General features: G+C 35.4%; 5 protein-coding genes. 3 read left to right on the forward strand and 2 right to left on the reverse strand.

Features of this window, described 5'->3' with window-relative positions; genetic code table 11:
- Positions 1-3 precede the first annotated feature (3 nt).
- The 3 genes from WFK35_RS00070 to WFK35_RS00080 all read left to right on the forward strand — a co-directional run bounded on the left by WFK35_RS00070 (position 4) and on the right by WFK35_RS00080 (position 12,246).
- Positions 4-10,392, forward strand: a complete 10,389-nt coding sequence (locus WFK35_RS00070; protein ID WP_336730770.1) for a SpvB/TcaC N-terminal domain-containing protein — start codon at positions 4-6, stop codon at positions 10,390-10,392.
- Between the two features lie 49 nt (positions 10,393-10,441).
- A complete protein-coding gene (locus WFK35_RS00075; RefSeq protein WP_336730771.1) occupies positions 10,442-10,792 on the forward strand; it encodes a hypothetical protein in 351 nt (116 codons plus the stop codon).
- 297 nt (positions 10,793-11,089) lie between these two features.
- Positions 11,090-12,246 (forward strand): IS3 family transposase gene (locus WFK35_RS00080; RefSeq protein ID WP_336730773.1). Its coding sequence is split into 2 segments (ribosomal slippage): positions 11,090-11,345 and positions 11,345-12,246, totalling 1,158 coding nucleotides; the frame shifts between segments, so codons are not numbered across the junction.
- 279 nt (positions 12,247-12,525) lie between these two features.
- Here the strand turns inward: WFK35_RS00080 and WFK35_RS00085 are convergent.
- Positions 12,526-12,861, reverse strand: coding sequence for a DUF3276 family protein (locus tag WFK35_RS00085; RefSeq protein WP_002976288.1), 336 nt, complete (start codon positions 12,859-12,861; stop codon positions 12,526-12,528).
- Positions 12,862-12,960: 99 nt separating this feature from the next.
- Positions 12,961-14,622, reverse strand: coding sequence for an ABC transporter ATP-binding protein (locus WFK35_RS00090; RefSeq protein WP_336730774.1), 1,662 nt, complete (start codon positions 14,620-14,622; stop codon positions 12,961-12,963).
- Between the last annotated feature and the right edge of the window lie 65 nt (positions 14,623-14,687).

Genomic DNA, 14,687 nt, shown 5'->3' on the forward strand with positions numbered 1-14,687 from the left:
CAAATGAGAAATTCGATATTAAGTAGATTAAGAGAAAATCCTAAAATTGTAAAAGTTCTGGTTTTTCTTACTTCATGGACACAGCTTCATGCTTACGCAAATACAGCGTACTTAAATAAGCCCAAAGAAACTTTACCGGGTGCAGATTTTCATTATTCAACTGTTGTTCAAAATGACGGCAGCTTTTTGAAGAATACTGAAAAAACTTCAGCAACCGATAAGACTTTAGAAAATACTATTTCTTATCCAAATGAGAAAAATATTGATTCTGAAGATATCCTTAATCGATCAGGAAATGGAAATAAAACGTTGATTAGCGGGCAAAAGGCTTTTATTAATCAGCCGGTATCAGGATTGTATATTTCTGATATAAAAGAAGGAATTATAGGAAAAGATTCCGAACATCCGATAGATCAGATATATGATAACATATTTAGTGTTACAGTAAATGAAAAAATCAGATCTGATAAACAATATAGCTTGGAATATGATCTTTATGGATTAAAAGATTATAAGCAGGTAAGCAAAGTTATCAATGATGAATTGGCTGTAGGAGGTCAGAACGTGGAAAAAACAACATTTTGGACACACCAAACAGAGCCGGTAAAAACAACTGTTGTTAAAGAAGGCAAAAATATTATTGTATTTACAATTCCTAATTCTTCCGATTACAGCTACAAAATCAGAAATCTTCGTATAGTTGTTTCGGATAAAAAGAGTACTCCTTCAGAATTTGCAAATTCATATTTGGGTCAAACCAATTCTAAATATATAAATGCTCAAAGCCAGACAGAAGAATTAAGTTTAAATTCAGCTACCTTAAAAATAGAAGGAAGTTCTGTGAAAAATACTGCAGTATATTCCATTACTGCTCTCAGAGACATTGATATGCCTGCTCTTACTCCTGAAATGATAAATGTAACGGCAGATCATTTCGGATATAGATTTTTACCTCACGGAGAGAATTTTTCGGTGCCGGCAAAAGTATCCATTGGATATGATAAATCTAAAATACCGGCAGGATATACCGAACAGGATATCAAAACCTTTTATTTTGATCTTACTCAGAAAAAATGGATTCCTTTAGAGAAAGCCGAAAGAGATTCTCTTCAAAAAAGTAGCAATGTTATTGTATCTAAAACAACCCATTTTACGGATATGGTAAACGGAATCATTAAAGTTCCCGAATCTCCGGAAACAGGAAGTTATGCTCCTAATTCCATAAAAAACATTAAAGCTGCTAATCCAACAGAAGGAATAGTTTCTATTGCACCACCTACTGCGAACAATATGGGAACTGTTAATACAAGTTTTCCAATTAAGTTACCAGCAGGAAGAGGCGGAATGCAGCCTTCACTTTCAGTGAATTACAGCAGCGAAGGCGGAAATGGCTGGTTAGGATTAGGTTGGGATCTTTCTATTCCATCGATTTCCATTGATACACGATGGGGAGTTCCTACTTATGATCCTACTTTTGAATCAGAAATTTATACTTTAGGAGGAGAACAGCTTACCTTTAAAGATGTGACAACAAATACTTATGTTCTTCCGAATAGAGCAGAAGGTTTTAAAAAAAATAGGAATGGTATTTTTGAAATAGAAAATGGCGTTGTACAAGATTATACTAGGTTTTATCCAAGAATAGAGGGAGGATACAACAAGATTATCCGTCATGGAAGTTCTCCTAAAGAATATTGGTGGGAGGTTATATCTAAAGACGGAACGAGAAGCATTTTTGGAAATGATGGAACAGCCAATAATCCAGAACAATATTATTTAAAAGATACTAGCGGCAACATAGGACATTGGGCATTGTATAAAACCATAGATACCAATGGAAATTATGTAGTGTACACGTATGATAAATCTATTTACGGAGGGAATCCTGGAAATGGAGGACAAGAAATGCATATTTCAGAAATTAACTATACGTTGCATGATATACAAAATCCTCCCAAAAACTATAAAGTGACTTTTAATACAGTTTCTGGAAGGGAGGATGTACAAATAAATGGACGCTTAGGATTTTTGCAGATAGAATCCAAAAGACTTTCTTCAATAGAAGTAAAATACGGAAGTGAGAAGATTAGAAGTTATGGATTTACCTATCGAAATGACGACTCGTCTTTCAAAAAATCTTTATTAGAGAGTATCACAGAAAAAGATGCTTCAGATGTGATATTCTATACCAATAAAATTGAATATGATAAGGCTCCTGCAACATTATTTGGATCTCCACAACCATGGATAGCACCAGATAATGCGAGTTTTTCAGGGCTATTATCTTCTGGAGATTTCATTCAGGGCTATTCTATGTTATCTGGAAATTATTCCAAATCTACAGGATATAGCTTTGGGGTAAATATTGGCTTTTACAATATGGCAGGAAACCCAGTGGGAGATCAGGGATTATTTTCATTTAGACAAGGGACTTTTGGAGCGCATGGATCGGTGTCTAATTCATTGTCAGATAGTAAAATAAGCGTTATAGATATTGATGGGGATAATTTGCCAGATAGGGTGTATTTGAATAATGGAATAATATATTATTCTAAAAATATTTCATTAACAAGCATAGGGACTCAAAAATTTGATTCAATAATAAAAGTTGCAGGCTTAACAGAAGTTGGAAAATCTAAAAGTTCTGCATGGGGTGTAGGTATTAATGGGAACTTTGGAGGAGGAAGTATTGGATTCGATTATTCTAACAGTACATCTACTACTACGTCATATTTTATGGATTTTAATAGTGACGGGTTGGTAGATTTTGTAAAAGATGGCAAAGTATATTTTAACAGATTGGTTTATGATTCGATAATTCAAAAATTTGTTCCAACATTTAACTTAGATAGTACTGAAACTCCTTATCCTATAAACATTACAGCTTCTAATGTACAAACGTCTTCTTCATTGTTTGATAATGAAGATAAGGCAGATAAGAAGAAAATGTTAGAACAAAATCCGTTGCATGATATTGTAAGAATATGGGTAGCTCCAAATACGGGTATTGTTACAGTAAAAAATACATTTAGTTTAAATCAGCTGTCTTGTAGTCCAGATGAAGATTGTGGTAATGCAGATGGGGTTGCTGTTTCTTTCCAGTATAAAAATAATGATCCAATAGTACAGAATATTAATGCTGGAGATTACACTTCTCATTCTTTTGCAGATCAAGTAATAAATATAGCCAAAGGAGAGAAATTATACTTTAGAATATCTTCAAAATATGATGGCACTTTAGATCAGGTCAGTTGGAATCCAGAGATTACCTACTCTGTTCTCAATAATCCAGCCGTGGACAGTGATAATAGAAACTTATCTGTATATAGAGCTCAAGAAGATTTCGTAAGTTCTAACAATAGTGTATTTTACGCGGGAAATGCAGGGACATTAAATATTTCACTTAATAAAAGTGTTCCATTATCCGATAATGCAAAGGTAATTTGGACAATTAATGATATTGATCAGCCTGAGTATAATATTGCTTCGGAGGATATATATAATGGAAACATTAATTCATCTCCTATTCAGTTGAATCCAAATGATAAGGTGTCTGTAAGAGTTTTGACTGATACACAAATTGACTGGACACGATTTAAAGTAATTCCTGAATTTACTGAAAGTCAGACTGGTGATAAGTATTATGTACAGGTGGAGTACACAATGTATAACGATAGAGGAGATCAATACTTTTATACAATACAATCTACAGATGTAGGAAAGAAATTGTATGCTAAAATTAATAATTTTCCTACAAGTAGTTTTAATTATGAGGGAAGCATAACATCATCTTTAAAATTTGTAAATAAATTACTTTCAAAAACCGTTGTTGCTAGAAAAAAAGTAGGAAACAGTTATGTTAATAGTACCATCTATACATCCCCTTATGAAGTAAAACAGGTTGATGTAGGAAAAATAATTTATATTGAACATACCATTAACTCTAAAAAAGATTTTGCCGCAGCATTACCAAATCTTAGTACTACACTAGCAAGTTATATAGGGAATTACATAGATAACCCAGGAACATCTACCATTCAGACTTTAGTTAATAAAACAGGATCTATATATGTAGGTTCCCCTTTGGCCAATAATACGCTGACTCTTAATGTTATGGCCTTTTCGTCTCCAGATCCCAATAGTGCTTCTACTGCAGAATTGACTGTATATGATGATCAAGGAAATATTGTTGCTAATTTATTTGCAGATTCTTCTCAGAGTTCTTTAGTTTCAACACCAATAGCTCAAGGAACGTACTCATATGAACTGAATGTTTTTAATGGGGGAAGAGCAAGAATCAGTATTAATAATGTTGGAACAAGCCAAACAATTATTACGTCTAATCCTATTGTTGCTCATAGACCAATATTTACACCTGAAAATCCATCGATAGCATTAGCTTCCAATCAATATGATAATAGATTTGGATTATTATACAGAGGTTGGGGCGGATTTGTTCTAAATGGTAATAATCAGGCCAATGGTAGTAACATTACAGAAAATTATACACTTGCAGGAAACTATGCTAATGGAGGTAGTATTACAGAAATGAAAGTAGACGAGACAAGATTAGCATTAAGCCAAGTATACTCGCAAGATCCAGGAACCAATCCAACGGTTAATAATCCGACTATTGACAATAATGGAAATGTAACTATAAATGATAATAATGCTTCTTTATCAAAGAACTATTTTCTGACCTTAACGTCCAATATAAATAATGTGGATAAAGGAAGGTGGTCAGATGTAGATCCATCAATATACATTAATCAAAATTTAATAATTGCATCTAGAGCAGGAGTTCATAATATAGATAGTAACTTCAATAATTATTCTTTAAGTCAGACCATAGGCTCACAACTCTCAGCTCCTTCTATTATTTTAAGGAATCAAAGTGTAAGTGTAGCAGGTGGAGTAAGTGGTGGAAATGCAAGCGTAAATGCATCGGGAACTATCTTTTCCGAAGGAAAATCCATACGTAATGTTTTAGATTACAATGGAGATGGATTTCCTGACGATTTTAATAAGACAAACATTAAAACAACTTTCCCATTAGGATTTTTATCTAATACAGATCCATTAAATGTGGGAAGTCAATCATTGTCCAGAGCCTCTAACTCTGGTTTAAGTTCTGGTTTTTCTTTCGTTCATGGAAACTCGACAAGAATGGCGTTTATACAGCCAAAAAGTGGAAATAAAGATAAAAATGCATTCAATGAAAGTCTTGTTAATAGCGAAAGCGAAAGTAGAAAAGCAGCTACGAAACTATCGATCAGTGGAAATATTGAACAGTCTACAGAATTTACAAAGCAAACATTTTTAGACATTAATGGAGATGGATTACCAGACAAATATAGTGATGGAAATTTTCAGCTAAATATAGGAAAGCAATTCGCAGGAAATGATTCTTGGGGCAATAATTTCGTTTCCGAAGGAGAGAGTACTGGGGCAGGGCTAGGAGCAGGGATTTCTCTATTCAGGGGTAGTTTTGATTTTGGTTTGAGTTATTCATCCACTACAAGTACGACATCCAAAGAATTAATTGATATCAACGGAGACGGTTTACCTGACAAAATTATTTATAGTGGTTCTTTACCAACTATTTATTTGAACACAGGAAACGGAATTTCTTCAGCATCATTACCTAATGTATCTGCTTTAAGCGCAACAGATTTGCATAAAGATAAATCTGTTAATGTCGGAGGAAATGTGGCTGGAACAGTTTTAATACCAATTCCTTTTGCTCCCGCTTTTACAACAGGACTAAAATTGAATATTACTGCAGGAGTTTCAAAAGGTTTTTCAGCAACGAAATCAAATTCTACTTTTAAAGATGTAAACGGAGACGGCTATCCAGATTTTGTAACATCGGACGATACAAACTCTGTCACGGTACAACTTAACCAAATCGGCACCACCAACCTCCTACGCAAAGTAACCACTCCATCTGGAGGAAGCTGGGAAGTGGAATATGAGAGAGTTGGGAATACGTACGATATGCCACAAAGCAAATATGTATTAAAAACAGTAACGACCAATGATGGATTTACCGGAGATAATGCATTCAGCCCTGATGTTTCAAAAGTTACCATTCAGTATGCAAATCCTTATCACAGCAGAAGAGAACGTACTTTCTATGGTTTTGAAAAAGTTACGGTTAATCAGATTGACACAAAACAAGGAGGAGTTTCCTCAAATGTAATTTACAGAAAAACAGAGCAAACGTTCAATAATAAAAACTACTATTTAAAAGGAGCATTGCTTAATGAAAAATTATTAGATGCTTCTGGGAAAATTTGGACTGAAAAAAATAATACTTATGAACTGAGAAAAATTCATAGTCCAAATACATTAAACACCCTATTAAATCTGGAAAAAGAATCTGAAAAGAATCATACGGATTATGCTTGCTTTGTTGCGCTTAAGAATACAGATTCTAAATTTTATGAAGGAACAGGGGTTGCAAAAAAATCAACAAAAACAATAATAGATGAATATGATCAATGGGGAAATATCAAATTAGTTTCCGATTTTGGGGATTTCGATATCAGTGGATCAACACAGGTGTTAGGATCGGATGGGATCATATCTAAAGTTACTTACGAAGAAGTTGCTCCTGGGAAATATGTCATTGCTCCTAAAACAGTAAAAAATACAGCAACAGGTGTTGTTAGAGAAAAAAGAGCAGAATACAATTCTTTAACAGGAGATCTGAATAAAATTGTCATCAAGAATCAAGGTGTAGATTACTCTGTATATGATTTTGAATATGATGTGTACGGAAACATTACGAAATCTAGAGGGCCTACAAACAGCGTAAACCAGAGATTCTTCCATCAGTATACCTATGATGACAATGTGAAGACCTATCCTGTAAAAGTTCAGGACGCATTTGGATACACCAGCAAAACGCAGTACGATTTCCGTTTCGGTGTACCTACGCTTACGGAAGACATGAATTTGCAGCCAATGAAATATGTGTATGATGCAAAAGCAAGAACTACCGAAATTACAGGACCGTATGAAATGTTCAACAACATACCTTGGACAATAAAGTTTGAATACAACCCTATTACCAATGCTCCGCTTAATGCTACCAATGCGCAATCTTACGCAGTAACCAAGCATTATGATCCGGAATATACCAACAGTTCCATTAATACCATCACCATTGCGGACGGTTTTGGTGAAGCCATTCAGGTGAAGAAAACGGGTGATATTTATAATGATGGAGTTAAATATATTGTTGCCGGAAAAGTAGAATCAGATGCTTTCGGAAGAGCGTTAAAAACATACTATCCTACAACAGAAAACCTAGGAAGTGGAAACACCTTGTACAATGCTTCTGTGGACACTACTGAGCCAACAATTAATCAGTATGATGTATTGGACAGAGTAGTGTATACGAAACTACCGGGAGAAAACCTGTTCTCAACCATAGAATATGGCTTTGCTGATGATGTACAGGGAAGACAGATGTTTGCAACCACCTTTAAGGATGAACTGGGAAGCATTAAAAAGTCTTATACAGACATCAAAGGCAGAACAACTTCTGTCTGGGAAGTTTCGAACACCGGAGATATTAAAACAAAATTCACTCATGATGCGATCGGACAGATCCTTCAGGTGGAAGACGTGGCAGGAAATATCACGACCTCACAATATGACGATTTAGGAAGAAGAATTTCATACAAGCATCCTGATAGTGGCATTACCACTTATAAGTATGATCCGGCAGGAAATATGAATTCAAAAACCAATGCTGCCAATGAAATTGTTAATTACAAGTATGATTATACAAGGCTGAAAGAAGTAAACTATCCTGTGTATCCTGAAAATAATGTTAAATATTATTATGGAGCTGCAATGGATGCATCTGCAATGGATAATAATGCGGTGGGAAGACTTTGGTATCAGACAGATGCTACAGGAACGCAGTATCTGAAATACGGAAGATTGGGCGAACTTACTTACCAACGCCGTTCTGTTGCCGTTCCAGACGCTGGAGTATATTGGTTTGGAACTTCATGGGAATATGATACATGGAACCGTGTGAAAAAAATCACGTATCCGGATGGAGAAGAAGTGAAATACACCTATAATAAGGCAGGTAATCTTTTCAAGATGAACTCTGTAAAAGATGGTTTCAGCAGAGACATTATAAAGAATCTGGGGTATGATAAATTTGAGCAGAGAGTCTATCTTCAGTATGGAAATGGTACGGAAACGACCTATGAATACGAAACCAACCGCAGAAGACTGCTTAAAATGTATGCTAAAAACAGCAACAGATACTTTATGCAGAATACTTACCAGTATGATGTGGTATCGAATGTAATGCAGGTACACAATAACGCGCCTGTGGTACAGGGATTATTAGGAGGAGGAACCAACTATGCCTATGGATATGATGATCTGTACCGTCTTACGTCTTCATCAGGGAACTGGAGAGGGATTAAAATGAAGGAAACTTATGATTCTCAGGGTAATATTATTTACGTTCCTAAAGAAGAGAGACACCGTTTCACCGTAGGGATGACGTATGATAATATGCATAATATCATGAGCAAAACGCAAAAGCATGAGTGGGTAGAAGGTACTACTTCTAACAACTGGGCTACTGTTGAACCGACTTCCTACCGTCTGAACTATAAATATCAGGATCCTTCGCATCCGCATGCGCCATCCAGAATTATAGATGAACCGAATGTTGTCCCGAATGCTACATGCTGTAATCCGGACGATCCGGGAGTAAAATTCCAGGATTATCAATATGATCCTAAAGGAAACCCTACGAAGATCCTGCAGCAGACGTGTACCAATCAGGAAGAAAAAGCAGTGTATCTGTGGGACGAAGAAAACCGTTTACGATTTGTAGATACCAATCCTACAACACCGGAAGCAGATGGTGCGGCAATTTATACCTATGATGCAGGAGGAGAGCGTATTATAAAAGATGTTCTGTTTAAAGGAAAAATAGGAAAATACAATAGCGAGCATATAGAAGTAAGTGGCGAAACCATTCATAAAGCGGCGATATATCCAAGCGGACTCATTACGCTTAATCTTACCTACGATTTGCAGAATGGAATGTTACAGGAGCCAAGCTACACCAAGCATTATTATGCAGGAAGCCAGAGAATACAGTCTAAAAACGGAAACAGCGGAAGCGTAGGCGCATTTGACTGTGCGTGGCTTATTATTCCGTTTGGAGGAACAACGCCGCCGATTAATCCTGTGAATGTTTCTAACCAGATCTTGCAGACGGCTACCCAAAGCAATCTGGTGATTATGCAGACCAATAACCTTACCCCGCCGATCAATTATGGGCAAAATGGAGGATATACCGGAAATTGCGTATCTTCGTATGCAAGCAATGTTGAGGAGAAGGAAATCTATTGGTTCCATCCCGATCATTTGGGCAGCAGTTCTTTCATTACCGGATTAGATGGCGAAGTAACCCAGAATATGGAGTATTTCCCAAGTGGAGAAATCTTTGTAGAAAACCATTATAAAGATGACTTAAACAGCCAGTACAAGTTTAATGGGAAGGAAATGGATTCTGAAACAGGATATTACTATTATGGCGTGAGATATTACAATCCTAGGATTTCTCTTTGGTTGAATGTAGATCCGCTAGCGGAGAAATTCCCAGGTCGTTCGCCTTACGAATATACCTTTAGTAATCCTATTAAATTTATTGATCCAAATGGAATGGAGCCGGGAGACCCTCCTACCAAATATCAAAAACTTAAACTATGGTATTGGAATACTTTTATAAAAAGTGCAGGAAACGGAACGTTTTATAATTTTCCTTTTGATGCACGTGGCTATGAAATGTTTTACTATTGGGTTAATGGATTACAAAAAGTCAATGGAGACTTAACCTATATGCATGATAAAAAATGGAGCGATTACATGAGAGCAAGTGACATTGTTAATGATATGTTAATAGATGAATCTTTAGGACATATACTAATGATGGAAAGAAGTAAAAGTAGTAAATATCAAGATTTTAAAGTAGATACTTTTCCTTTCGAAATAGACAATGGATATTTGACAGGGTATGAAATGTTGCATGGAACTAGTAATTTTAGTATTCTAAATGTAAAAGGAGAATATGACAAGAAAACGGATACATATAGTTTCAATTACACATTAGAATGGAAAGATACTATTGATCCAAATACTACACAAGGTGATATGCCTTATGCAGAAGCAGCTAAATCTTTACCTACTGCTGATCCTACCGATTATAAAATTAGAATTATTTGGAGCCAAAGTGTCAAACTTAAAGGCTCGGAAAGAACAAATTTAAAGGGAACCAAATATAAAACATATGATAATAGAAATGTTGAAACAAGTAGAGGTCGTAATAGATCTCGATTATAAAAAGATCATATTAGTAGTTTTTATTTTCTTTTTCTCTTGTTCTGATACTATGAAAAGTTCTGTTATTACAGAAGAAGAATTTATTACTGTTCCCGGAATTTATTACTTTAATGGAAACACTTTAAAATTATCTAATATTGATAATGGTTGTTATACATTTTCATTAAAGAAAAGAAAAGAAAACATTATTTATATTGATGGTAATATCAATGAATGCTTTAACAAAAATTCTTTTTGGAGCATTTTTATTGACGAAAAAAAAAATGTATGGTTCTTTAATTCTGATTATGGAAATAGTTCAGTTTGGCTTTCACAAGAGAATTATAAGCAACATAATTTTATTAAGGAAAAAATGATACTACCTGAAAAATTTTCTGAAAAAATAAAGATACATAAATAGGTGGCATCCCCCGATAGCACCCGATAGCGCGGATTTGTAATCCGTGCCTGTAATAGAAAGAGGCCGTCTCACAACTCGTGAAAACGGCCTTTTTTATGAAATTTTCCTGTATACCTATACGAGAAGGGTTTTCGTTTAAGCGATTCTCAACCCACATCGTTTAGTTGTGATACACCTTCCTTTAAATAATCATTCCTTAAAATTTCGATAACATTTTGATTTCAATTGTAAGTCTCCCAAAAAACTGGACAATTTATAACGCTAAGATTAACGAGAAAAAACAATTAATTTTAGGCTATGAGAACGAGCAAATTTACAGACAGCCAAATATTGGCAATTTTGAAAGAGTATGAATCAGGACAGACCGCAAAAGAATTATCTCGAAAATACGGTTTCCACTACCAAACTTTGCACGATTGGAAAAAGAAATTTGGAGGGATAACTTCTACAAAAGAACTACAGAAAATCAAGGAACTGGAATCTGAGAACAATCGCTTGAAGAAGATGTTTGCCAACCTTAGTTTGGAATATGAAGCACTGAAAGACGTACTCTCAAAAAAGTGGTGAAGCCTGCCAAAAAACGGGAAGTGGTTGCTTATCTGGTTTCAGAATATCCGATGAACATCAGGCAGGCATGTAAATCTTTGGATTTGGAGCGAAGCAGCTATTACTATCATCTCAAAAGAAAAGATGATACGAAGGTCATTGATTGCCTGAACCAGCTTTCCGAGAAACATCCCAGCTATGGATTTAAGAAGCTGTTTCATAGTCTCCGGAATCAGGGATTTGGATGGAATCACAAGAAAGTTTATAGGGTTTACAAAAAATTGGGACTGAATCTTTTGAGAAAACGCAGAAGAAGACTCGCTTCAAGAGAACGTCAAAATCTGGAAGTTCCGAGTCATTACAATGAAGTTTGGAGTATGGATTTTATGAGTGATGCGTTATTCAATTCGAGAAGATTCCGAACCTTTAATATTATTGATGATTACAACAGGGAAGCCATTTGGATTGAGATCGGACTTTCCATTGGGGCTATGCACATGACCGATCTATTAGAGTGGATTGTAAAAGAGAGAGGAAAGCCAAAAGCAATTCGAACTGATAATGGTCCCGAGTTTACTAGTTCTACTTTCACGAACTGGTGTCACAAGCACAGAATTGAAATCAGATACATCCAACCCGGAAAACCTGTTCAAAACGCTTTTATTGAAAGGTTTAACAGAAGTTATAGAACAGAGGTTCTGGATGCAAGGATCTTTAGTAACCTAATTGAAGTCCGTGAAATCACAGCAGAATGGCTGGAACATTACAATAACGAAAGGCCTCATGAAAGTTTAGGAAATCTATCCCCAATGCAGTATTTGTTGAAAAAGGAAAACTCGCCAACGCAAGATTCCAACATCGAGTTTTCTCCTTTTCAACAAAGTTTTACAACACCAACAACAGAATGAAATATTTTATAGTTTTACAAAACAAAATGAGGGTATAATTCTGTCCAACGTTCGGGGAGACTTACATTTAGGCATATATTCCACACACCCCGATAGCGCGGATTTGTAATTCGTGCATGTAATATAAGAACCCGTCTCACAGCTATTTGTGTGGCGGATTTTAGATTTTTGATAATTTATTTTCCTCAGGAAAAAGAAAAATATGCTCTGCTCAGATGAAATACAGGCACAAAAAAAGCATCCTTTTTCAGATGCTTGTGTTTTTAGAATTATTCTTTTTTAAACTTCGTCGTCAGAATCGATAGTGTAAGATCTGCTTTTGAAGTCTTTGTCGTGTTTTTCTGATATTACATCCTCACCCTTCTCGTTAATGATGAAATCTGTGGACTCATTAAACATCTCCTGAAAACTCTTAAAATCTTCCTTGTAAAGGTAAATTTTATGCTTCTCGAATGTAGCTTCTCCATTCTCTCCGAAATTCTTTTTGCTTTCGGTAATCGTAAGATAATAATCTCCTGCTTTCGTCTCGCGCACATCAAAGAAATAAGTTCTTCTCCCTGCTTTTAACACCTTCGTGAAAATTTCATTTTCATGGCGTTCCTTGTATTCACTCATTGTTAGATATTTTTTAATCTTGTTAAGAACAAATATAAAAGTTTTCTTTTAATCACAAAATTTTTTTTATGATTTATTTAACATTTGTGAACGATTCTGCTATGCTGTTACGGAATTGTTAATTTCGGTTAAGTTGAGGATTTTGTCGGCTCTCTGTGCGCTAGACTCTCTGTGTGTGATGATTATAGAAGTTGCATTACGGATTTTTCGGTCTATATTTTCAAGAATGTTCTGTTCTGTTTCAGTGTCCAGAGCAGACAGGGAATCGTCAAAAATAATAATGTTCGGATCTTTAATCAACGCTCTGGCAATACAGATTCGCTGTTTCTGACCTCCGGAAAGCATAACGCCACGCTCTCCAACCATGGTTTGATACTGTTCCTTAAACTCAATGATATTTTTGTCGACATCAGCAATTTTAGCGTATTCCACCACTTTTTCGTGAGAAGGTCTGTCGATCGCAAAACCGATGTTGTTTTCAATAGAATCTGAAAAAAGATAACTTTCCTGAGGAATATATCCGATGACATTTCTGTAGTTTTCTAAATTATGTTCCTTTAAATTTTTACCGTCAATTAAAATTTCACCTTCCGTAGGATCAATCAAACGGCAGAGAAGCAAGGCAATCGTAGATTTTCCACTTCCTGTTTTTCCCATGATCGCCAAAGATTCTCCGGCTTTTAGAGTAAAACTTAAATTATCCAAAGCTCTGATTCCCGTATTCGGATAAACATAAGAAACATTTCGGAACTCAATATCGCCTTTAATTTCATAATTGTCGAAGTTCTTATTAACGATTTCAGATTTTTTATCCATGAATTCGTTAATTCTCTGCATGGAAGCTTCTGCTCTCTGATTCACGGAGGTAACCCAGCCAACCATTGAGAAAGGAAAAATAAGCGTATTGATGTACATGAAAAAGTCGGCAATTTTACCGATGCTTAATTCTCCGGCAATGTATTTCTGTCCGCCGATCCAGATAATGGCAACATTCAGCAAACCGATAACAAATAAAATAATCGTAAAGAAATAGGCTTCCGTTTTTGCCAGATCCAGTGCTTTGTTCTGATAGTCGGTTACCTTCGTACCATAATTTTTTTTGATATAATTTTCCTTTGCAAAAAATTTCACCACACGGATTCCCGAAAAACTATCCTGTACAAAAGTGGAAATCGCCGACTGGCTTTTCTGCATGATCTTCGATTTCTGATTGATTATTGAGCTTACCTTGTAAATAGCAAAGGATAAAATCGGAAGGGGAAGCAAAGTCCAGAGTGTCATCGAGACATCCGTAGTAAGCATATAAATTGCTGTGATTACCACAAGAACAATTAAATTGGCAACATACATCACGCCCGGACCAAGATACATCCTTACTGCAACCACATCTTCACTTAAACGGTTCATTAAATCTCCGATCGTGGTTTGTTTATAATCTGTTAGAGATAAATCCTGATAATGTCTGTAGATTTTATTTTTAAGTTCATATTCTATTCTTCTTGAAGCCACAATAATCGTCTGCCGCATCATGAAAGTAAAAAATCCGGTGAGTAAAGAACAGCCGACAATAATCGCAACATACACTAAAACCTGTCTGTTGAAGCCTAAATTTCCGTTTTTCGTAAGCTCGTCTACAGATTTTCCTACATACTGTACCTTATATATATTGAAAAAATTACTTGCAATGATGAATAATACTCCCCAGAACAACAATATTTTGTGCTTCCAGAAATAGGGGTTTAATGTTTTTAGCGCTTTCATAAAGTTTCACAAAATTACAAAAATCACCTCAGACTACGAATTTCATAAATTTTAAATTTCGTATC

The sequence above is a fragment of the Chryseobacterium sp. VD8 genome, assembly GCF_037149975.1.
Classification (GTDB): Bacteria; Bacteroidota; Bacteroidia; order Flavobacteriales; family Weeksellaceae; genus Chryseobacterium; species Chryseobacterium indicum.

What these genes read in the sequence shown, in the direction of transcription:
- WFK35_RS00070 (WP_336730770.1), top strand. Translation starts at nt 4, where the DNA reads ATGAGAAATTCGATATTAAGTAGATTAAGAGAAAATCCTAAAATTGTA.
- WFK35_RS00075 (WP_336730771.1), top strand. Translation starts at nt 10,442, where the DNA reads ATGAAAAGTTCTGTTATTACAGAAGAAGAATTTATTACTGTTCCCGGA.
- WFK35_RS00085 (WP_002976288.1), bottom strand. Translation starts at nt 12,861, where the DNA reads ATGAGTGAATACAAGGAACGCCATGAAAATGAAATTTTCACGAAGGTG.
- WFK35_RS00090 (WP_336730774.1), bottom strand. Translation starts at nt 14,622, where the DNA reads ATGAAAGCGCTAAAAACATTAAACCCCTATTTCTGGAAGCACAAAATA.